The 22,005-nt window shown below is 49.4% G+C and carries 23 protein-coding genes; 17 read left to right on the top strand and 6 right to left on the bottom strand.

All coding sequences use genetic code 11. From position 1 onward, the window contains the following. Window positions 1-177: 177 nt before the first annotated feature. Complete coding sequence (gene gerD / locus EFBL_RS00055) at window positions 178-909, bottom strand: spore germination lipoprotein GerD (protein WP_096180070.1); 732 nt, start codon at window positions 907-909, stop codon at window positions 178-180. A gap of 140 nt (window positions 910-1,049) precedes the next feature. Here gerD and EFBL_RS00060 point away from each other — a divergent pair, with 140 nt between their 5' ends. Further along, window positions 1,050-1,601, top strand: a complete 552-nt coding sequence (locus EFBL_RS00060; RefSeq protein ID WP_165912748.1) for a KinB-signaling pathway activation protein — start codon at window positions 1,050-1,052, stop codon at window positions 1,599-1,601. A 23-nt stretch (window positions 1,602-1,624) separates the two neighbouring features. On the opposite strand, the gene pdaB is transcribed toward EFBL_RS00060, so the two are convergent. Further along, a complete protein-coding gene (pdaB, locus tag EFBL_RS00065; protein ID WP_096180072.1) occupies window positions 1,625-2,395 on the bottom strand; it encodes a polysaccharide deacetylase family sporulation protein PdaB in 771 nt (256 codons plus the stop codon). An 89-nt stretch (window positions 2,396-2,484) separates the two neighbouring features. Between pdaB and EFBL_RS00070 the strand changes: the two genes are divergently transcribed. Then, window positions 2,485-3,081 (top strand): stage II sporulation protein M, encoded by a 597-nt coding sequence (locus EFBL_RS00070; protein ID WP_096180073.1) that lies wholly within the window; start codon window positions 2,485-2,487, stop codon window positions 3,079-3,081. A gap of 16 nt (window positions 3,082-3,097) precedes the next feature. Here EFBL_RS00070 and EFBL_RS00075 read toward each other — a convergent pair whose 3' ends face one another. Together EFBL_RS00075 and EFBL_RS00080 are read right to left on the bottom strand one after the other, a co-directional pair. After that, window positions 3,098-3,445, bottom strand: coding sequence for a hypothetical protein (locus EFBL_RS00075; protein ID WP_096180074.1), 348 nt, complete (start codon window positions 3,443-3,445; stop codon window positions 3,098-3,100). Beyond that, complete coding sequence (locus EFBL_RS00080; protein WP_165912749.1) at window positions 3,435-3,683, bottom strand: hypothetical protein; 249 nt, start codon at window positions 3,681-3,683, stop codon at window positions 3,435-3,437. The genes EFBL_RS00075 and EFBL_RS00080 overlap by 11 nt, the downstream gene beginning before the upstream one ends. Before the next feature lie 166 nt (window positions 3,684-3,849). On the opposite strand from EFBL_RS00080, the gene rocF reads away from it, so the two are divergent. Continuing rightward, window positions 3,850-4,749, top strand: a complete 900-nt coding sequence (gene rocF, locus EFBL_RS00085; protein WP_096180076.1) for an arginase — start codon at window positions 3,850-3,852, stop codon at window positions 4,747-4,749. 48 nt (window positions 4,750-4,797) lie between these two features. Here rocF and EFBL_RS00090 read toward each other — a convergent pair whose 3' ends face one another. Continuing rightward, a complete protein-coding gene (locus EFBL_RS00090) occupies window positions 4,798-4,995 on the bottom strand; it encodes a hypothetical protein (protein WP_096180077.1) in 198 nt (65 codons plus the stop codon). After that, window positions 4,995-5,123 (bottom strand): sporulation protein, encoded by a 129-nt coding sequence (locus EFBL_RS21750; protein ID WP_096180078.1) that lies wholly within the window; start codon window positions 5,121-5,123, stop codon window positions 4,995-4,997. Before EFBL_RS21750 ends, EFBL_RS00090 begins: the two co-directional genes overlap by 1 nt. A 330-nt stretch (window positions 5,124-5,453) precedes the next feature. Between EFBL_RS21750 and EFBL_RS00105 the strand changes: the two genes are divergently transcribed. The 14 genes from EFBL_RS00105 (at window position 5,454) to EFBL_RS00165 (ending at window position 21,999) form a co-directional block, all read left to right on the top strand. Next, complete coding sequence (locus EFBL_RS00105) at window positions 5,454-6,158, top strand: phosphoadenylyl-sulfate reductase (RefSeq protein ID WP_096180080.1); 705 nt, start codon at window positions 5,454-5,456, stop codon at window positions 6,156-6,158. 64 nt (window positions 6,159-6,222) lie between these two features. After that, the gene (locus tag EFBL_RS00110) at window positions 6,223-6,993 is read left to right on the top strand and encodes a sulfite exporter TauE/SafE family protein (RefSeq protein ID WP_096180081.1); all 771 of its coding nucleotides are present in this window, start codon (window positions 6,223-6,225) and stop codon (window positions 6,991-6,993) included. A gap of 13 nt (window positions 6,994-7,006) precedes the next feature. Then, window positions 7,007-8,164: a sulfate adenylyltransferase gene (gene sat / locus EFBL_RS00115; RefSeq protein WP_096180083.1), complete on the top strand. Its 1,158-nt coding sequence runs from the start codon at window positions 7,007-7,009 to the stop codon at window positions 8,162-8,164. 189 nt (window positions 8,165-8,353) lie between these two features. Beyond that, window positions 8,354-8,911: an RNA polymerase sigma factor SigW gene (sigW, locus tag EFBL_RS00120; protein ID WP_096180084.1), complete on the top strand. Its 558-nt coding sequence runs from the start codon at window positions 8,354-8,356 to the stop codon at window positions 8,909-8,911. 14 nt (window positions 8,912-8,925) lie between these two features. Continuing rightward, window positions 8,926-9,531, top strand: coding sequence for a zf-HC2 domain-containing protein (locus EFBL_RS00125; protein WP_096180086.1), 606 nt, complete (start codon window positions 8,926-8,928; stop codon window positions 9,529-9,531). A gap of 104 nt (window positions 9,532-9,635) precedes the next feature. Then, window positions 9,636-10,469 (top strand): diadenylate cyclase CdaA, encoded by an 834-nt coding sequence (gene cdaA, locus EFBL_RS00130; protein ID WP_096180087.1) that lies wholly within the window; start codon window positions 9,636-9,638, stop codon window positions 10,467-10,469. Next, complete coding sequence (locus EFBL_RS00135; RefSeq protein WP_096180089.1) at window positions 10,469-11,476, top strand: CdaR family protein; 1,008 nt, start codon at window positions 10,469-10,471, stop codon at window positions 11,474-11,476. The genes cdaA and EFBL_RS00135 overlap by 1 nt, the downstream gene beginning before the upstream one ends. A gap of 299 nt (window positions 11,477-11,775) precedes the next feature. After that, window positions 11,776-13,122 carry a phosphoglucosamine mutase gene (glmM, locus tag EFBL_RS00140; RefSeq protein WP_096180090.1) on the top strand — a complete coding sequence of 449 codons (1,347 nt, stop codon included), beginning with the start codon at window positions 11,776-11,778 and terminating at the stop codon, window positions 13,120-13,122. 485 nt (window positions 13,123-13,607) lie between these two features. After that, the gene (gene glmS / locus EFBL_RS00145; RefSeq protein ID WP_096180091.1) at window positions 13,608-15,440 is read left to right on the top strand and encodes a glutamine--fructose-6-phosphate transaminase (isomerizing); all 1,833 of its coding nucleotides are present in this window, start codon (window positions 13,608-13,610) and stop codon (window positions 15,438-15,440) included. Between the two features lie 315 nt (window positions 15,441-15,755). Next, a complete protein-coding gene (locus tag EFBL_RS00150; RefSeq protein ID WP_096180092.1) occupies window positions 15,756-16,973 on the top strand; it encodes an IS110 family RNA-guided transposase in 1,218 nt (405 codons plus the stop codon). A 321-nt stretch (window positions 16,974-17,294) separates the two neighbouring features. Next, on the top strand, window positions 17,295-18,122 hold the full coding sequence (locus tag EFBL_RS00155) for a TnsA endonuclease N-terminal domain-containing protein (protein WP_096180093.1): 828 nt from the start codon (window positions 17,295-17,297) through the stop codon (window positions 18,120-18,122). A 3-nt stretch (window positions 18,123-18,125) separates the two neighbouring features. Further along, window positions 18,126-19,490: a helix-turn-helix domain-containing protein gene (locus EFBL_RS21025; protein ID WP_231705613.1), complete on the top strand. Its 1,365-nt coding sequence runs from the start codon at window positions 18,126-18,128 to the stop codon at window positions 19,488-19,490. After that, complete coding sequence (locus tag EFBL_RS21030; RefSeq protein ID WP_231705615.1) at window positions 19,487-20,326, top strand: Mu transposase C-terminal domain-containing protein; 840 nt, start codon at window positions 19,487-19,489, stop codon at window positions 20,324-20,326. Before EFBL_RS21025 ends, EFBL_RS21030 begins: the two co-directional genes overlap by 4 nt. Further along, window positions 20,323-21,999, top strand: coding sequence for an ATP-binding protein (locus tag EFBL_RS00165; protein ID WP_231705617.1), 1,677 nt, complete (start codon window positions 20,323-20,325; stop codon window positions 21,997-21,999). The genes EFBL_RS21030 and EFBL_RS00165 overlap by 4 nt, the downstream gene beginning before the upstream one ends. The last annotated feature ends 6 nt before the right edge of the window (window positions 22,000-22,005 follow it).

A 22,005-nucleotide genomic window follows, 5' to 3' on the forward strand; every position in this document is an offset into this window, starting at 1 on the left:
AGGCTCGCGAACACTCCACAGGTAAACAAAGCCCTTGGCCACGCGCATTGGCGTAACCAAGGACTCGTAAGTTTAGTCGCAAGGTTTGACGAACGTCGTTGCACAACATGAACCGCCGTATACCGAACGGTACGTACGGTGGTGTGAGAGGACGGGGGCTAGCCACCCCCTCCTACTCTATTCTTCTTCTTTTTTCTCCTTCTGCTCGCTGTCGCCTTCTTGTCCGCCTTCCCCGCCACCTTCTTTGCCTCCGCCCTGTTTACCGCCTTCTTCCTTGCCGCCTTCCCCGCCACCTTCCTTGCCTCCCCCTTCTTTACCGCCCTGTGTTTTGGATACGCCGGCACCCGATTGAATGGCTTCTTTCACGATATCCATAAACACAAGCTTGAATTCCGGGTTTTGCAAAGAATCAGCCATGATCTTCATGACCTGTTGACGGTACTCCGGGCTTTGCATGACAGTCAGAACCATTTTTTGATACTCGGGAGATTTCATCAATGTCAGCATGGCAGACTGATAATCGGGATCCTTCATCAGATTCTTGAGCAAGGTTTCATGTTCTTTTTTTGACGCTTTCACCATGGCCGCCGCAAACTTGGGGTCTTTCATTTGCGCCTCCATGATTTGTATTTGTTTCTTGTCTTCATTCAGGGTTTTCTGAATCGCAGAGGTAACGTCCTGATCTGTAACGATGATCGTTTTTTTGAATGAGGGTTCTTTTGCAATATCTTTTAACGTGTCGACTCCTTCTTTTGAGTGGAGAACATCCAGTACCATTGACTTCATCTGGTCATATTCGGGTTTTTGCTGCGCTTGCGCCTGGCCGCCGCCTCCGGGTGAGCAGGAAGTCAAACTGCTTAAGAGGAACACAACAGCCGCCAAGGATAGAAAACGTGGCAATCTATGCATGGAGAGCCCTCCTTTGCGTGCTTGTTCATAATATGTGTCTCGGTAAACTCCTGCATGCGACCCGTTTTTAACCAATGTATGGGATGGTTGATTGTGGTATGATGGATTTGTCTTGTCATGCTTTGAAAGGGGTCTGTGTTATGACGCTGCGTAAATTTGGGTTTATGGTGATAACAACCGTTGCGGTCGGAATCCTGATAGGGGTTTTACATGCGGTTACGGATCTGTTTGCCGATATCCGGTTGTTCTTCGGGGTGGAAGTGGGAGGTTTTGTGTCTGCCACAGCCCTGATGGGCTTCTGGGCCTACCTGACACTCAACTTCATTGTAAGAGGAGTCCTGCCGCAGCGTGTCTGGGAATGGGTACAGGGATTGATTGTTGTGGTCGTCTATGTGGACATGATATATATCAGATACATGACAGAGGGCCAGGGAACAGGTTCCATCTGGCCCTATGTGTGGTTTGCAACATGGCCGTTGCTCGTTTCTTTGGTTGTGGCCTATGTGAAGGCACTCGATTCGGGAATGCGGGCGTACGTGCCGGCCGTATTCTTCCTGTATGTGTTCACTACCATTGAGTGGTATGTAGCCCTCAAATCAGGATTTGCCGGGTTAACAGTTATAATTGGCACGATTCTGCTTGCTTGCAACAGCTATTTGATCTTGCTGTTGGGGAGAATTTTGCGAAAGTAACATGGGGTGCCTCTGCATTGGGATTATTCCGTTTTGGACTTGGCGTTGGTCCCGGCAATCAGTTCCGTTACGGTGACAAACTCATACCCTTTTTCCCGCAACCCGTCAATAATTTGCGGCAACGCCTCCACTGTTTGCTTGCATGAATCACTGGCATGCATCAATATAATATCACCTGGATGGGCTTTTGACAGAACCCGATTGACAATCACATCCACTCCGGGATTGGTCCAATCGAGGGAATCGGTGCCCCATTGTATGGTTGTATAACCCATGGAGTGGAGTTTCTCCAGAACCCGTTTGTTGAAATCGCCGTTGGGGGTTCGAATCAGTTTGGTCTTCACACCCGTTACGTCATAGATGGCTTCTTCAGCTTTCCGGACCTGGTCGTCAATCCAGTTATTGTCATAGCGGGAGAAATTGTCGTGTTTGTACCCATGGGATCCGATCTCATACCCCATGCTCTTAATCCGCTTGGCAATCTCAGGATGGGTGCTGGTCCAGGGCCCCGACAGGAAGAAAGTCGCTTTCTTGAGTTGCTTTTTCTCCAGAACATCGAGCACCGGCCCAGGTATCTTTTCGCCCCATGAGATATCGAATGTCAGGGCAACCACTTTTTTGTCGGTCGGCACCTCATATATGGCACCTGGCGAACGGGTTGCAGCGGTGGGAAGGGTACCAGGGGATAATGGCCCGCCCTGCGCATACAATACCAAAGTAAACAGGAGGAAAGCAACGCCAAGGATGATGACTTTCTTTGCCTGCTTCCATTGAAATGACCAAATGACATTCATCATGAACACCTCCGTCACTACACTGTCCATCTTGGTACATGTCTATGCATTAGGGACGGGGTTATGCGAACAAGCCTTGAGGAGGAGTTATGAAACCTTTTGCAGTCATTCGAAAGAACCTGGGATACCTGGGATTTGCGTTCAGTTTGTTTGTGCTGGGGCTATTGATTGGGGTCATCTATTTTGAGTCGCTGCATGAACTGGCCAAACAGTTTCTGCAGCATATTGAGAAGATTGCCGATAAAGCCAAGAATGGGGGAAGTATGAACCTGTCATGGCTGCTTTTAAAGAATAACGTCATTGCCTCATTGGTGTTGCTGATCGGCGGATTCTTTTTGTCCATCTTTACCATTTACGGGTTGGTGATGAATGGCTTGGTGGTCGGCTATGCGCTGGTCTTGATGGGAAAAACCGCCCAGGTGCCGATTTGGGCCCTTGTCGCGTTTGGCATACTTCCGCATGGTTTGTTGGAAATTCCGGCATTTCTGCTGTCGGGAGCGATGGGGATTAAACTGGGGTATATGTGGTTGCGGCCGTTGCCGGGAAGAAGCCGATGGAGAAGCGTCCTCTACACGATCAGGGAGTCGTTGTATGTATTGCCGGTCATTCTGGCTCTCTTGCTGACGGCCGCAGTCATTGAAGGGTTTGTTACACCGATACTGTTAAAGTGGTACGTGCAGAGTTAAACGAGATCTTCAAGCGTCAAAGAAAAGAAACAAGCACGGAAAACAATAACAACAACAGGGACGCGTACAATAGGGACGGGTCCCTTTTAACGTTGTCCGTGGCATCTCCATCGAAAGCTTCCGCTTCGGCTGGTTTGGCGGGGCGAAACCGGAACCAATTCTGAAAGTAGTGCAGAAAACCAAAAAAGTTGGTCAGATAAACGGAACTTATGCAAAGCAGCGTGAGGCCCCAGAGGAACATGGAGTCGGAAAACTCAAGAGTGAAGCCCCGGGGCGTCCGGTCGAACAGGGCGGTATACAGGGCAATCAAACCGCTTGCAGCGAGAAAGATCCAGATGACGCGCAGCGGATTTCTAGACATCATAAATGCTTTCCACCTCGTCCGCATCAAAGCGAACCATCTGGTTCTCGCCGTCTTTGTTAAAAGCTACCGCATATTCATCATAGGTTCGGCCGACCAAGCGGATCCCGGAGATCTTATACTCTTTCAAGAGCTTGTCCTCAATCAGACGGAGCGAGCTGGCTTCCGCATCTTCCCCCATGACAATTTGAATGGCGGTCAGTTGGGCCCAAGATAAAAGCAAGTGTTCATAATCCTGCACATGCATCATCCTTTCCATGCCTATTGTAGCGTGAAGTTCTCCAAGAATCCACCGTATGGAAGGATTTCACGCACATGTACAGAAACTAAGGAGAGGAAAGACAGGGAGATGCATAACCTAATAAACGTCTCTGTCAGTCAAACCAAACGAATTGGGGGAACTACGCATGAAGAAGACCATCTCCGTGCTTGGGGTGCCGCTGGACCTCGGGCAGGGGCGGCGGGGGGTCGACATGGGGCCGTCGGCAATCCGCTATGCCAGTATGCAGGAGCGCATTACGAGGCTTGGCTATGAAGTGAAAGACTTGGGGAATGTGAATGTTCCAACTCCCGAATCCCACCGTGTAGCCAATCAGAAACTGAAGTATCTGCCGGAAATTGTCGCCGTCTCCGAAGAGGTGGCAGAACGGGTGGCAGGTGAAATAAACAGGGGACATATGCCGATTATCCTGGGGGGTGACCATTCCATCTCTATTGGCAGTGTAGCGGGAATTGCCAAAGCGATCCGTAATCTGGGACTGATCTGGTTTGATGCCCATGGAGACATGAACACCGAGGATACAACGCCGTCCGGCAATATACACGGTATGCCGCTGGCCGTGTCACTGGGCATCGGTCACGCAGATCTGCTGCAGGTGGCAGGGTTTATGCCGAAGGTGCATGCCCAAAATGTGGTTTTGGTTGGTGCGCGCTCCATTGATCCTGATGAACGAAACTTGATCCGGCAATCGGGCATTACCGTATTTGACATGCATGAAATTGACAAGAGGGGTATGTCGGCCGTCATGGAAGATGCGATTCGGATTGCATCCAAAGGGGTGGAGGGAGTACACCTGAGTCTTGACCTGGATGCTTTTGATCCGAGGGAAGCGCCCGGTGTGGGAACCCCCGTTCTTGGTGGCGTTACCTACCGGGAAGGCCATTTGGCAATGGAGATGCTGGCTGCTGCCAATGTGTTGACCTCTGTTGACGTGGTGGAAGTCAACCCGATTTTGGATGTGGAGAACCGGACCGCCCGGGTGGCGGTGGACATGATTTGTTCGCTGTTGGGTGAAACAGTAATCTAGTGCAGAGAAACCCCGTATCTTATTCTGTTTCGACACGGGGTTCCCTTGCTAAGGCATGCTTTTGCGAATCAGATCCTGCAATTGCTGTGGAAAACTTCCGTTTGTGACAGTTTCGGAAGTGACCGTAAAACGGACATATCGTTCATCAAGCCCAATGGATACCTGAAAGACCCCAAGAAATCCACGGGCTTTCCTCTCGACTTGCAGCAGGACCTCTACACTTTCTGCATCACCGGTCGTAAACACTACTTCCAGTTCTGATCCACCTTGCCGCCCTCGATATGTACAACACCCCGGACTTCGTCTCCAACCCGGTATTTGCTCCTTTCAAGATGAGCGTTCACACGGGCCGAACCAATTCCCAGACTTGCCAATGCACGATCAACATGTCAACCCCCCCTCGGGTTTCAGACTTATTTTTATTGTACCGTTGTTTTGCATGGAGAAAATGGGTTGACGGATTCGGAAATAGGTAGTAAAGTGGATTCAATAGAAATACTTAAATTCCTACTTATATACTTGGTATTAGGTGAGGCCGTTAAAAATTTCACGGAGGTGGAACCCCTGACATTCGCCCCCAATATGTTATTGAAGGGGATGAATGCAGGATTCCGTCTCAGGAGAATTGTCTTCTTTTTTTTGGCGGTTGATAAGATTTGCTTATGTAGACCATTTGAATTCTTTATACAAGGAGTGCTGAGAAAATGAACGATCAAAAGGAATTGGTGCTATCTCCTGAGAAGGTCCAGGAACTGAACAGCATGATGGAAGATTCCACACCACAGGAAATTCTTCGTTTTGCGCTTGAAACGATCGACAACATTGCATTTGCCTGCAGTTTCGGTGCGGAAGACGTGGCGTTGATTGACATGATTGTCAAGATCAAGCCGGAAACCAAGATTTTCTATCTGGATACGGATGTCTTGTTCCAAGAAACATACGAGGTCCGGGACCGAATCGCGGAAAAATACAATCCGAACCTGATCCGATACAGCCCCCTGCTGACATTGGAAGAACAGAAGGCGCAACATGGTGATGAACTTTGGGCAAAAGATCCCAACGCATGCTGCAATATTCGCAAGGTGGAGCCGTTGACCCGCGCATTGTCGGAATTGGATGCCTGGATCACAGGAATTCGCCGTGAACAGGCACCGACTCGAGCCAATGCAGGAGTAATTGAAGTAGACGCCAAATTTGGCTTGATCAAGTTTAATCCACTGGCAAAATGGACGAATAAACAAGTGTGGGATTATATCCTGGCCAACGAGGTTCCTTATAATGTCTTGCACGATCAGGGATATCCCAGCATTGGGTGCACCCATTGCACCAGACCGGTTAAGCCGGGCGAAGATCCGCGGGCAGGCCGTTGGGCCGGCTTCGCAAAAACAGAGTGCGGTCTGCATAAGTAAGAGGGTTTCCACATCCTTGATCACGCGGATGGCACGAACATAGGGCAAGGGAGAGGGTGTGGAAATGGCAATCGAGTACCCTGTTGCGGGGTTCATCGTGGGTCTGATTGTCGGAATGACGGGAATGGGCGGCGCTTTGGTCATGACCCCCATCATGATCTTTGTCTTTGGCATTTCTCCCGCTGTTGCCATTGGAACCGATTTGATTTATGCATCCATTACCAAAATGTTTGGTGCATTTCAGCATTGGCGGCAGAAAACCATTGACTTTGGCGTGGTGAAGTGGCTTTCCATAGGTAGCCTTCCGGGAGCGCTGTTGGGTGCATTGTTTGTCATGATGATGCAGAACAGCTTTGACACAAAGCAATTAAACAGTACCATTGGCAAACTTCTGGGTGTGACCTATCTGTTGATTGTTGGAGTCATGCTATGGCGGATTCTCCGTTCCAGGGCCCAGAAGTACCGGCCGGATGAGGTGCCCCGTCCACCCAAAGGAAAACTGATCGCTTTGGGTGTTGTTGGCGGATGCATTGTCGGACTGACATCCGTTGGCAGCGGTACCTTGTTCATGGCAGTGCTTACCATGATCTACCCTGTTGCCAGCGCCAAGCTGGTGGGGACAGACATCTTGCAGGCGGTGTTGGTTACCGGGGTGGCGGGCCTTGCCCATATGTCTATCGGCAATGTCGATACAGGGTTGGTAACTCAGCTCTTAGTAGGTTCCATTCCCGGGATCCTGATTGGCAGCAAGTTGACGACCAAGATTCCGGACATGGCAGTCCGAGCAGCTTTAATGGTGATGTTATTTCTGTCAGGGATGAAATTGTTGAGCTAGGAGGTACGTCAGAGTGAGCGATTTGATTGCACCACACGGAGGAACATTGGTAGACCGTTTCCTGCAAGGTTCTGAACGGGATGCCGAGTTGGAGAAAGCGAAATCTTACAAACAAATCGTTCTGGATAACTGGGCTCTTTCCGATCTGGAATTGATCGGAATTGGCGCCTTCTCACCCTTAACCGGATTTATGGGGAGCGAAGATTATGAGTCTGTGTTGGAAACCATGCGTCTCAAGAACGGGCACGTATGGAGCCTTCCCATAACTCTCCCGATAAACAGAGAGTTGGCACAGTCCATTCAAGTTGGTGAAACGGTCGCGCTGGTCGGTGCTGACCGGACCATTTACGGCGTCTTGGAAGTGACGGAAAAGTTCACTTATGACAAGGAACGGGAAGCGGAGAAAGTCTATCGCACCACCGACCATGAACACCCGGGTGTGAAGAAGCTGTTCGAACGTCCGGAGGTATATGTGGCAGGACCCATTTGGCTGCTGAACCGCAAAGAACCGGCCGAATTCAAGGAATTCTACCTTGATCCTGCGGAAACAAGGGCGCTGTTCCGCGACAAAGGATGGAGGTCCGTGGTGGGCTTTCAAACCCGTAACCCGGTTCACCGTGCACATGAATATATTCAGAAATGCGCTCTGGAAATTGTGGATGGGTTGTTCCTCAACCCGCTTGTCGGGGAAACCAAGTCGGATGACATTCCTGCAGATGTCCGGATGCGCAGCTACCAAATTCTTTTGAAAAATTACTATCCGGATAAGCGTGTGACTCTTGCGGTATTTCCGGCGGCCATGCGGTACGCGGGACCCAGGGAGGCAGTGTTTCACGCCATGGTACGGAAGAACTACGGCTGCACCCATTTTATTGTTGGCCGTGACCATGCCGGAGTGGGCAGTTACTATGGCACTTATGACGCTCAGCTGATTTTTCGCGAATTCACCCAAGAAGAACTGGGAATCACTCCCCTGTTCTTTGAACACAGCTTCTATTGCACCGCTTGCGGCAACATGGCATCGCCAAAAACTTGTCCGCATGATGAATCCAAAAGGTTAACCCTTTCCGGTACTAAGGTTCGTGAGAAGCTCCGCAACGGGGAAATGCTCCCGGTTGAATTTACGCGACCGGAAGTGGCTCAGGTGTTGATCGAGGGATTGCGGGAGTAAAGAATAAGGAAACCCATCGCAAGCACGTCGGTTGGAATTGGGCCACCGGCGTGCTTGTTTTAGTTTCCGCAAATTTTTATTCCGGATTGGGAGGAAAATAAATCCAACTGGGGAAGTAATTAATTTTCCGGTGAAACTTTGCCGGTTCTCCTGCGTATATCATTTTACGGCCAATTCCGGAGGAATTAGATGGACCTGCTAGAGGCTAAAATTGTAACAAGAGCACAAAAAGGGGACCGCATCGCCTTTGCGGAGCTTGTGGAACTGTACAAGGACAAATTGTACAACCTTTCTTACCGGATGCTTGGCAATCCCCACGATGCGGAAGAGATGACACAGGAAGCCTTTCTTAAGGCATATGCCAACCTGAAAAAATATGATTCCCGCCATAAGTTCTCCACCTGGATCTATCGAATTGCGACCAATTGCTGCATCGACCGATTGCGCAAAAAGAAAGCGGACTATTCTCTGGATGCTCCGCTGGATTCGGATGATGGGGGCGATATGTATTCTGTACTGTCAAGCGGAGATTCACCGGAATTCCACGTAATTGCGCGGGAACAGCGGTTTGAACTTCAGTCTGCCATTGAGCAATTGCCGCCTTCGTATCGGGCGGTGGTGATACTTAAATATATCGAGGACCTTTCCATGCAGGAAATCGCCGATATTCTGGCGTTGCCCGTATCAACGGTGAAGACCCGCCTGCACAGGGGCAGAGAAGCTTTGCGGACCTACATGATTCAATAGAGGAGGTGCTGGTAATGGACTGTAAAGACTTGCGAAAGAACATGCAACTGCTTCTTGATGACGAGTTGGAAGGAGCCTTTCGTGACCAAGTGGAACAACATATTACAGGTTGTCCGGATTGCCGGCAGCACTATGTTGAATTGGGGCTGGTGGTGCACAAACTTTCCTCGGCCGAATGGCAGAAAGCACCTGCGGGTTTCACGGAAAACGTATTGGAGGCGCTGGAACATGCCCATCTTGCACGGCGTAATTGGAGGGTGCCGCTGGTAAGGTGGACGGGGCTAACGGCCGCCGCCGCATTCATCTTCAGTTTGGGCGTATGGTGGTCGATGCCGAACCATTTTTCCGTTACGGCCAATTCGTCTGAAGGGCTCATCGTCAAGGAAAACCAGGTGATCATACCCAAAGGCCAAGAGTATAAAGGGAACCTGATTATTCATAACGGCAGTGTCATTGTGGAAGGCAAGGTCGATGGGAACATCGTGGCGATGAACGGACAGATCTACAAACAGACAGGGGCGGACATCTCCGGTCACACCAAGGAGATCAACGAAGCCCTGCAGATGGTCGGGTACTATCTGGAGGAATTCTGGACAATGGTTCGTGATGCGTTAAAATAATGGTAGACGATTGAAGGAAAACCATCCCCCCTATCGAATCTTATGGAAGAGGTGGGGAAACCTACAATCGACAAGCGGTTGATTTTTGACAGTAGGTGGCAAGATTGCAGACATTCCTAGACGTAATCGGCCAATTTAAAATAGCGGATGCTCTTGACATCCTGATTGTTGCTTTCGTTTTGTACCGGATGATCCTTCTGATTCGCGGTACCCGAGCTGTTCAGCTGTTGAAAGGAATCGTCGTGATCCTTATCATGACAGGGATCTCGAATTACCTTAACCTGAGGGCACTTAACTGGATCCTCGACAAAACACTGACCATCGGGTTGTTTGCAATACCGGTCGTGTTCCAGCCTGAGCTACGCCGCGCTCTTGAACAATTGGGGCGTGGCGGCTTTTTTTCCCGTTCCTTTGTGCTGGCGAAAACTCAGGAGAACGAGGAAGATGTTCGGAAGATTATCAACGAAATCGCGAAGGCGGCTTCCGTATTGTCCAAAAACAAGATCGGAGCCCTGATTGTCATCGAGCGGGAAACGGGCATTGCGGATATAATGGAAACGGGTGTGCCGATTGAAGCGTTGGTCTCATCGGAATTGTTGATCAACATCTTCATACCGAACACACCTCTTCATGATGGGGCTGTGGTGATTCGGGGCAACCGGATTGTGACAGCCAACACATTCCTGCCGTTGTCTGACGATCCGAACCTGGAGCAAGAGTTGGGAACCAGACACCGGGCGGCTATTGGCATCACAGAAAATTCGGATGCGATCGCCATTGTGATTTCAGAAGAGAAAGGATTTATTTCCTTGACCCATAATGGCAAAATTATACGCAACATTGACGACCAAACCCTGCGGCAGATGCTGATCAGCCATTTGATGCCGCAGAGAACAGGCGCGTTCTCGCTTTTTGGGCGCAAGGCGGAGGAGAAGTGATGGATTCCTTTCTGCGGAGCAACAATCTTGCCCGATTTATCGCTTTTGTTTTGGCCGTTATGCTGTGGCTGGTGGTAAGGGCGGGAGATCAAACAACCGATGTGACGCCACAGATTGATCGGATTACCGAGACCATAACCGGAACGGCAGAAGTCTTGGTGGCGAAAGACCGGGTGTCACTGGTGGGTGAAACGCCGGAAGTGACAATACAGATTCGAGGAGAAAGACTGCCCGTGTGGCAGGCAAAGATGCAGGCGAACAATTTGAAGTTTATCGTTGACGCTCGAAATCTGGGGGAGGGGGTTCATGAAATCCCTGTCCAAGTCCAGGGGCTTCCCCCCGGCGTGTCTTTTGTCCCGCAGAATGTGGCTGTGCGACTGGAAGCCAATCTTCGTCAGGTGATTAAAGTGGATCTAGTGATGGAGGGCGCGCAAGACCCGGCCAGATTGGCACAGATTCGAATGAATCCGCGAGAAGTAACGATCATGGGGCCTTCGTCGCAGTTGCAGCAGGTGCAGAAAGTTCAAGCGCGGGTTCCGGTACAGGTTCTGGAAACACCCGGAACGGAGCATACGGTGGTAGTCTACGCGCTGAACGACAAGGGGAAAACGGTCAATATCACCATCCATCCCAAAACCATTGACGTGGCCTATATACCCGCTATCCAGCAGAAAACATTCGCCGGGTTGCGCCCTGAAGTCAAGGGATTGGCGCCCGGAACTAAAGCTGTTCTGCCTGCGGAAGGAGTCACTGTCACAGTGGAGGGCCCTCCTGCCGATGTGGCGGTTCTGAAGCCGGAAGAGATCCGGATCGTTGTTGATGTAACGGGGCTTCCACCCGGTGACCACGTACGGGATGCAGCCGTAACCATACCGGCTGCTGTCAAACTGGTACAGAAAGAACCTCTGCGGATACCGGTCCGAATTGAAACAGAGAAAGCGGCAGAGACCCGCCCGGATGCTCCCCAAACCAATCGGCAAAACCCGCCGGAGAACAAAGAAACATGAAAAACGCCCGCCTGGGCGTTTTCTTATGGTGCGACTGGATTGTCAGACGGTTAGCCGAATCCGGGAACCGCCTCGATAACATCTTGACAAACATGCAACAATCCCACAACCAGTAACAAGGCTAACATATTGCGTACCATGAATTAAGGTTCGTCAAGAGCTGCATATTCCCTTTTGCAGATCATTACAAATTAGAACTTTTTTTGGTCAATTTCTGGCGAAAGCTGGTTATTGCAGGTTTAGCCGTTCTGTGGGAGAATGGGCATAGTATTCTAGCATTTATAAAGGGGCAAGCAGAGTTGGGACGTTTGTTTGGAACGGATGGAGTGCGTGGAGTCGCGAACACGGAGCTGACGGCGGAATTGGCTTACCGGCTGGGCCGAGCAGGTGCCTTCGTCCTCACACGCGGGAAAGATAAGGCCAAAATCGTTGTGGGAAAAGATACCCGGATTTCAGGAGACATGCTGGAGGCAGCCCTGATAGCCGGGATTTTGTCGATTGGGGCTGACGCAGTTCGTGTGGGTGTGGTATCGACACCGGGTGTGGCATACCTGACCCGATCATTGAAAGCAGATGCGGGAGTTATGATTTCCGCTTCCCACAATCCGGTTGCGGATAACGGAATCAAATTTTTTGGCGGGGATGGTTTTAAGCTGACTGACCAGGTGGAGAACGAGATTGAATCGTTGCTTACAGGGGAGGATCAGATGCCCCGTCCCACCGCTGGTGACATTGGCCGGGCGGAAGAACTGCCCGATGCCTCGGCAATCTATGCCGATTACTTGAAGACTACGATTTCGAACCGGTTTGATGGCCTGAAGGTGGTGCTGGACTGCGGCAATGGAGCTGCCTATCAGTTGGCTCCGACAGTGTTTCATCAACTTGGGGCAGAAGTTATAGCCATCCATGCGGAGCCAAATGGAGTAAACATTAATGTGAAGTGCGGATCCACCTACCCGGATGTGGTACGTGACGCGGTGTTGAAGCATGGTGCGGATATCGGGCTGTCATTTGACGGGGACGCGGATCGATTGATTGCCATTGATGAAAAAGGACAGCTGGTGGACGGCGACTATGTGATGGCGATTCTTGGCCGTGCCCTCAAAGCGAAGGGCGAGCTTGCGAATAATACTATAGTATCGACCGTCATGAGCAACGTTGGGTTTGTGAAAGCAGCCAAAGAGATTGGGATCGAACTGGTTCGCACAGCTGTTGGCGACCGTTATGTTATGGAAGCCATGCGGGAAGGCGGTTATGTCCTGGGAGGAGAACAATCCGGCCACATCATTATGCTGAAACACAACACGACGGGAGATGGAATCCTTACGGCTCTCCAATTGACAGACGTAATGGTTGGAGAAGGGAAACCGCTGTCGGAACTCCGTTCCATTATGCGTTCCTATCCGCAGGTGTTGGTGAACGTGCGGGTTTCAAGCAAAGCAGGCTGGGATCAGAACGCAGCCATTCAGGAAGCGATTCGCAGTGTGGAGGCAGAATTGGGCGACGAGGGGCGCGTGCTGGTGCGTCCGTCCGGAACGGAACCTCTGATTCGTGTGATGGCGGAAGGGCCTGATGAGCAAATTGTGCAGGAATTTGCCGTCAGGATCGCGAATGTAGTCCGTAAGGAACTAGGAGCCAGGGGTTGATCGGTTCAATTGCCTTGCATGGGAAGAAAACTTGGGGCGCGCCAAGAATGGCGGTCCCCGAGTTTTCGTCTTGGTTCAGTGGCACAACATGAGGGGATGTTGAATATGATACGTATAATGCTATCAGGAGGTGGTGTGTATCGAGAGGTAGGAATTTAAGATTTGAGCATTCTCATACAGAAAGGAGGATCGAGGAAGCAGTAAGCTCGATCTAGCGCCTGGACTGCAGGGCTGCCCTTGCAGTTGACGCGGAGGAGGTTTAGCGAACGGTTCGGCGGGTGCCTCCCGGCAGATTGACCCTCTGCCGCAAGAGTGTGTTTGAAATCCGGCGGGTGACCACCGGGACAAAAACACCTCAAGGGGATGAACAGGGAAACACAACCTGCTTGCCATTTGCAAGCGGGATGGATTCGCATTGCCAATTTTGCCTGATTACGGATTGAATACAACATTAGCGCTATCTATCGGGAGGTTTAACGTATTCCATGTGTGGAATTGTTGGATATATTGGACATCGACAAGCTCAAGACGTACTGATTAACGGACTCAGCAAACTGGAGTATCGCGGGTACGATTCTGCCGGTATTGCCATCTATGACAGCGGTTCGATTCATCTGCAAAAATCGGTTGGACGCCTGGCCACCCTTGAAGAACGGGTGAAGGGGGATCTGGTGCTTGTCGGTTCCCAGGGAATCGGCCATACCCGCTGGGCAACCCACGGCCGCCCATCCGATGACAATGCGCATCCCCATACGGATGAAGCGGGACGTTTCGTTGTCGTTCATAACGGAATTATCGAGAATTACCTGGAACTGCGTGAGGAACTGATTGCCAAAGGCCACGTATTCCAATCGGAAACCGATACGGAAGTGGTTGTGCACCTGATTGAGGAACTGTATCAAGGGGATCTCTTCAAAACAGTGGTGCAGGTTCTGAAGCGAATTCACGGTGCATTCGCCCTTGCCATCATGGCCCAGGATGAACCGGGCAAGCTGATTGCCGTTCGCAAGCAGAGCCCGCTGATCATCGGCCTTGGCGAAGGCGAAAACTTCATTGCCTCCGACATTCCGGCCATTCTTGAATATACCCGCAAGACTTACATCATGGACGATGGGGAACTTGCGGTCATTACCGCTGATGGCGTGGAGTGCTTCACGTTTGAAGGCAATCCGACCGTTAAAGAAGTATTCAACGTAACTTGGGACGCTGCCGCAGCAGAAAAAGGCGGCTATGAACACTTCATGTTGAAAGAAATCTATGAACAGCCAAAAGCGATCCGCGATACCCTCACCGGCCGTATCTCGGAGGATGGACAACGGGTGATCCTGAAAGAGCTGGACTGGACTCCCGAACAAGCCGGATCCATTGACAGAATTCACATTGTGGCTTGCGGCACCTCGTGGCATGCAGGTCTTGTGGGCAAGACCGTCATTGAGAAATTGACCCGCATCCCGGTGGATGTGGAGATCGCCTCCGAATACCGGTATCGTGACCCGATCGTAACGGAAAACACCCTGGTGGTTGTAATCTCCCAATCCGGGGAAACGCTTGACACACTTACCGCACTGCGGGAATCCAAGCAGCGCGGACTCCGCGTCCTGGCCATCACCAACGTGCTGGGATCCTCGGTCAACCGGGAAGCTGACAATACGATTATTACCATGGCAGGTCCCGAGATTGCGGTTGCATCAACCAAGGCTTACACCACACAGGTAATCGCCCTGTATCTGTTTGCTTGCTACATGGCGCAACTGCGCGGATCTGTAGGCGCACCGCAAGTTCCGGAGATCCTGACCGCCCTGAAGGGGCTGCCGGAGTTGGCGGAGAAAGTTCTGCAAACGGCGCCGGCCATTGAGGGATTTGCCCGCCGTTATGCGGACAAGGAAGACGCGTTCTTCATCGGCCGTGGCCTTGACTATGCGGTTTCCCTGGAAGGCTCCTTGAAGCTGAAGGAGATCTCTTACATTCACGCCGAAGCGTATGCAGCCGGCGAATTGAAGCACGGAACCCTGGCTTTGATTACCGAAGGAGTTCCGGTAATCGCACTGGTCACTCAAGACGACCTGTATGAGAAGACCGTCTCCAACATCGTGGAAGTCAAAGCCCGCGACGCCTATGTACTGGCGCTGACCTGGCAGGGGGACACCAACATCCGGAAGACTGCGGATGAAGTCATAACCATCCCGCGCACCTTGCCGTTCCTGGCACCGGTTCTGGCGGTCATTCCGCTGCAGCTGCTGGCTTACTATGCGTCGGTGGCTCGAGGCAACGACGTGGATAAGCCCCGGAATTTGGCTAAGAGTGTGACGGTGGAGTAAAAAAGGAGCCTCCCTTCGGGGGGTTGTGTTCCGGGAAAATAAAGTATTAGACTGAAAAATAAACTTTTAGACCCCCATGCCGCTAATGCGGCACCAGCGGAAGGATGAAAATCATCCTGTATAGAATACTACTCCTACGGCTGGCGAAGGTAGGTCGTAAGTCTATGGTGCCTCGAGCCCGTGTTTTAGACAGGCCACAACGACCAGGTGCACCACGGATTGTTGCTCCATGTTGGAAGCACGCAGGGTAGATTAACCCGTTATGGTTGTTGCACCAGCCTCAATATACTTCAGCCGTAGAAGGGATGTATCGCGATGGATGTTGTTTATGAACGCTGCTGCGGGCTGGATGTTCATAAAAAGAGCATCACCGCATGCATCATGACGCCTGACGGAAAAGAGATTCAAACATTTGGTACAATGACCGAGGACCTCCTCTCACTCGTGGATTGGATTAAAAGCAAAGGCTGCACCCATGTTGCAATGGAAAGCACCGGAGTGTACTGGAAACCCATTTATAATCTCCTCGAATTGGAAGAGATTCAGACACTGGTTGTGAACGCCCAGCATATCAAAGCCGTACCCGGTCGGAAAACCGATGTGAAAGATGCAGAATGGATTGCCAATTTATTACGGCACGGCTTATTGCAAGGCAGCTACATTCCTGACCGCAAACAGAGGGAGTTGCGTGAACTCATCCGTTACCGCCGCAGCCTCATTGACGAGCGGGCGCGAGAGGTCAACCGCATCCAGAAAGTACTGGAAGGAGCGAATATTAAGCTTTCTTCAGTCGCTACAAATGTTTTGGGCAAGTCGGGCCGTGCCATGATGGAAGCCATGATTCAAGGTGTCGACGACCCTGCCGTCTTGTCGGAATTGGCGCAAAGGCGATTGAAGAATAAAAAGGGCGAACTGGAACGTGCCTTGCAGGGATTGATCGGTCCCCACCAAAAACTCATGCTCTCAACGCAGTTGCAGCACATTGACTTCCTGGATCAGCAAATCGCCAAATTGGACGAAGAAATCAAGGCGCGGATGCTCCCTTTTGAGGAAGACCTGGAGCTTTTGGATACGATTCCCGGTGTTGGCAGGCGAACAGCTGAACAAATCCTCGCTGAAATCGGAACGGATATGAACCGGTTCCCCACCGCTGCCCATCTTTGTTCTTGGGCGGGAATGGCTCCAGGTAACAACGAGAGTGCCGGAAAGCGAAGGTCCGGTCGTACACGGAAGGGAAACAAAAAGCTACGAAGTGCACTGGTGGAAGCCGCACGTGCCGCTGCTCGAACCAAGAACACGTATCTCTCTGCCCAGTACAATCGCCTTGCGGCTCGAAGAGGAGCCAATCGTGCCGCTGTTGCTGTCGGCCACACCATTCTGACGATTACGTATTACATCCTGGTGAGAAAACAGAGCTATATCGAATTGGGTGCAGACTATTACGAACAGCGTAAGAAAGACGCTGTCATCAAACAATCCATTAAACGATTAGAGTCTCTCGGTTACAAAGTCAAGATTGAAGAGATCGCTTAATAAATCAGTCTTAATATAGAGATCCATAGATGGGCCTAGGTCCGTTAAAGAAGGGATACCGCTAGGCTTAGTTTCACATTGCCAAAAAGATGGTTAGAGCAGGGGCTTATTTTCAGGATAGACTAGAAAATAAAGTGTTAGACTGAAAAATAAAGTATTAGACTTTGGATGAATTTGGTTATAATAAAGTTAGGTGCCAAGATTTTCTGGATTGGCGTAATGACTTTAACCAAAGGGTCCAAAGATCGAGGCTGCCTGTTATGGGTAGCCTCTTTTGTTTTACGAGGCAAAACTTCAAACAACTAAAGGTACAGGTGTCTTATGGCAAAGAGAAAACGGGAGTCAACATGGCAACAAATTGAAAGAAGGATTAAAGAAGGGCGTGGCGAGGGTGTAGGTAGAGACTATAAACCTTGGCTGTATATTCAAGATGTGCCTTCAACTGGTCGCGCATCCCGGATTTTCGGATGGACTTGCGGCAGAATCCACCACCTTATGTCTGACTTGGAGCGTGATTATTTCTACATTCTCGAGTGGGCTGAAGATGTATCGGATATCCGTGAGCAATTTCCCTTACTTCCGCTTGAAGAAACATTATCCATTGCAGATGAACTCGGCATTAGACATCCAATGGATCCAAAAACAAATGAACCGGTTGTACTAACGACTGACTTCCTTATTACATTCCGAAACAGGAATGTGGCTCGTACGATAAAGCCGCATGAAGAGTTGGAGAAGGACCGAACGCTTGAAAAATTCGAAATTGAGCGCCGATATTGGCAAAAAAGGAATATCGAATGGGGAATCGTGACGGATTTGGACATTCCGGAAAACATTGTGAGAAATATTGAGTGGTTCCACAAGGAATATCAAAACGACGATGTTTCACATCTAGGCGTATTTACCGTTTCGAGTATAGAACGAATCGTGCATGAACAGCTGGAAAATGGTACGACGTTAGCGAAAGCAACATCGTTCTGCGATGAAAAATTGGGGTTGGAGGCGGGAACCGCACTGGCAATGATAAAACATTTCCTTGCGATCAAAAGATGGCGTGTGGATATGAGCGTTCGAATTAATCCCGGCAAACCGTTATCAAATATTACGATTGTCAATTCAACAGGGATGGACTTTGCTTTAGGAGGTTAAGCAATGCTCGATTGGATTACCGAAAATACCGTTGTTGAGTGGAAACATAGTGAAACGGATGAAGAAGGATATATTGAACGCATTCTTTGGGTTGATCCTCGCAGAGACATTGTTGTTACGATTGCGATGAATGACGACAAAGCGATGCCGTTGGTACGAACCTTTGACGAATATACAAGCAACTTGATTGATCGGAAACACAAGGTGATTGAATGGACGGATTCAAATATACTCTTGTTGCCGGATGAATCGATTCCGGAAAAACACAAGCAGATCAGGGATAAAGCATGGCATATCATTGGTCCATTAGTAACCGAAGAACCCGATATTTATGATCCCAAAATGCGTGGTCTATTGGTTTCCGAAGTTGTAAAAAATCATGGGATACACAAAAGCACGGTGTATCGATATCTTCGTAGATACTGGCAAGGGGGGAAAATCGTAAATACTCTCCTTCCTTATTACGACAATTGCGGAGGAAAGGGAAAAGAACGAGAAGCCGGTATGAACAAGCGGGGACGACCCCGAAAGTTTGCCGAAGAAGATGTCGGAATTAATATCGATGATGAGGTAAAACGTTTGTTTCGGACGGGAATCCGGCTTTTTTACAACACAAAAGAGAAGGCACCTTTAAAAAGAGCGTATCAAAAAACATTAGAGAAGTTCTTTTACATTGGATATCAACAAGATGGGGATGCGGTTATCCCCATACTGCCTCCAAAGGAAAAACTTCCTACCTTTGGCCAGTTTAAGTATTGGTTCACCAAAGAATTGGATTTAAAGGAAACTCTCTCGAAAAGGTACGGGAAGAAAAATTATGAATTAAAATTTCGCCCCAGTTTGGGCAGCTCAACGTATGAATCGTTTGGGCCGGGATCGAGGTTTCAAATTGATGCTACGATTGCAGATGTTTTCCTGGTCAGTGAATATAAGCGGGAATGGATTATTGGAAGACCTGTCGTTTACGTTGTCATAGACGTTTTCAGTCGAATGATCACCGGCTTATACGTTGGGCTTGAGGGTCCAAGTTGGCTGGGCGCTATGATGGCCTTGGCGAATACCACTGCCGATAAGGTGAAATTCTGTACGGAATACGGAATTCACATTGAACCTGATGAATGGATTTGCAGTCACTTGCCGCAAAAATTGACTGCGGATCGCGGTGAATTGGAAGGGAACAAGCCGTCAAATCTGATCAGCGCTTTAGGTGTCGATGTGGAAACGGAACCTCCCTATCGGGCTGACTGGAAAGGGATTGTGGAACAACAGTTCCGATTATTAAACCTAAGGTCGGTCAAATGGGTGCCAGGTGCCGTCCAGTCTAGAATGAAAGAGCGGGAAGGGACTATCGGCTGGACGCAACATTGACTTTACGAGAATTTACGAAAATTATGATCCGAAGTGTCCTCTATCATAATAACCATCACTATATGGAATGGTATGACCGAAACGAATTTCTGGTAGCGGATGAAATCGATCCGATCCCGAGAGAATTGTGGAATTGGGGAATTAAAAATCGGACGGGACGGTTGAAAAAGCAGCCCGAAGACATCGTGAAATTAAATCTGTTATATCAAGGTACGGCAACAGTAACTCCGTCGGGAATACTTTTCAAAGGAATGTATTACGGCTGTGATCTGGCGACAAAAGAACAATGGTATACAAGGGCACGGGTGAGAGGAAGTTGGAAAGTAAAAGTTTGTTATGATCCGAGAACAACCAACGAGATTTATTTGTGGTTGGAAGACGGGAAAAAGTTTGAAACTTGCGTATTGCTGGAACGGGAAGAACGGTATTTGAACAAGCGTTTTGAAGAGGTTGAGGATTTGCTTGAGATTGAAAAACACTCCACGAGGGAAAAACTTGATAGCGTGATGAGGGCGAAAATTGAACTCGATGCATATACGAAGGCTGTCGTTGAAGAAGCTGTGCGAAAAACCGGTGCGGCGATTCAAAAAAGTGCATTAAGCGATCGAAATCGTATCGAGAAAAACCGACAACGGAGAAAAATGGAAAAGGAAATGAATCGCACGCAAGAAGCGTTTGTTCTGGGAAAACCCCCTGTTGCCAATGAACGAAAAGCTCAAATTGTTCCTTTATCGGCTAACGATTCTTCACACTTAGAGACCAGTTATATTCCACCGGCAAAAAAGATTTCACAGATAAAAGCTTACCTAAAAGAAGATGATGGTGAAAGTACGTGAGTGAAAACACTTTTCCAAAGTTTCATATCGCTGAAGGTTTGACGGTTGAGGCAAAATACCTTGATCCGCTGTTGGATGACTACAGAAACAACCCGTTAATTGAAGCGCTGCCCCCGATTTGGGATGAAGCAACGGTTGCTAATCAAATGGCATCTCGACCTGTGTACAAGACTGAGGAATGTTCGTTGCCCCCTCATTTGCGCCTGCATTGCGTACAAAGGATTACGAGGGACTATTTCCAACCGCTGTCCCACCATTTGGATTTGGAACAACGCATTTCACGATTGCTGAGGGATGGGTATGTGGGGCGGAATCCGCTGACTCCAAATTACGCTTTTCGAGCCAGGAAGGATGCCTATCAACTGATAACCAGCGGTTCGATCGAAGGATACCCCGTTAACAATCCCACTTCATCGGGATTTGCGTTTGTCGGGATATCCGGGATCGGCAAATCCTCCGCCGTTTTAAGAGTCCTGTCCATGTATCCTCAAGTGGTGGTGCACAGCCAGTACCGGGGAAAAAATTTAAGCTTGTACCAAATCGTATGGGTAAAAATGGACTGTCCGCATGACGGATCCATTCGGGGACTGTGTCTCAACTTTTTTCTTGCGGTGGACAGTTTGGTCGGCAGCCAATACTACAAAAGGTATGCCAGCGGGAGAAAAACAGTTGATGAACTGCTGCCTATTATGGCGCAAGTTGCTGCTGTCCATTGCATCGGAGTGTTAGTCATTGACGAAATCCAAAACCTGATTGAAGCCAAAGTTGGATCGGCCTCAAAAATGCTGAATTTCTTTGTCCAATTGGTGAATACAATTGGACTTCCGGTGATTGTAGTAGGTACATTTAAGGCGTTACCCATACTTAACGGAGAATTCCGGAATGCCCGTCGTGGAACCGGTCAAGGGGATTTGATCTGGGATCGATTAAAAAAGGACGAGGAATGGGAATTCCTGCTTCAGGGTCTTTGGAAATACCAATGGACGACCAACAGAGTTTCGCTGTCGGAAGAGTTCATTCAAACAATGTATGAAGAGTCACAGGGTATCACCGATATAGCAATCAAACTGTTTATGTTGGCCCAGTGGCGAGCGATTGACCGAGGAATTGAGACAATCAGTCCTGCCTTGCTGCGATCGGTGGCGCGGGATCAACTGCAACTTCTGCAGCCGGCGTTAAACGCCTTACGGTCAGGGGACACTCGAAAAATTGAACAGTTTGGAGACGTATATTCTAGTCTAAAAATTGATGACTTCTTAAATGAATTATCGGCACGCCATAAACGTCAGGAACGTATTGAGATTCTGAAACAAGAACTGGGATTTGACGTTCGGAATCAAACCGCGAATGAAATTGTGAATTGGCTAACAGGTGCAGGGATCCATGAGCCCGTTGCCAAGGAAGCGGCAAACAGGTTTGTTGAGGAACATTTTGATTCACTCGATGAGGTCGATGTCCATCAGGAAGCGCTTAAATTCGCAATACATTTGCAGCAAAAGAATGAACCAACGGATGTTGGTAAAAAGAGCGAAAAGAAACGTACGAAAATAACTCCAGTTGAAGCTGATGATGTGAGGTCCATCGTTCAACAAGGACGAACCAAAAAGTTAACGGCGTATGCTTCTCTCAAAGCAGCCAACTATATCAAAGATCCGATGGAATTTATTTCTTAGGAGATA

This window comes from Effusibacillus lacus (assembly GCF_002335525.1).
Taxonomy (GTDB): domain Bacteria; phylum Bacillota; class Bacilli; order Tumebacillales; family Effusibacillaceae; genus Effusibacillus; species Effusibacillus lacus.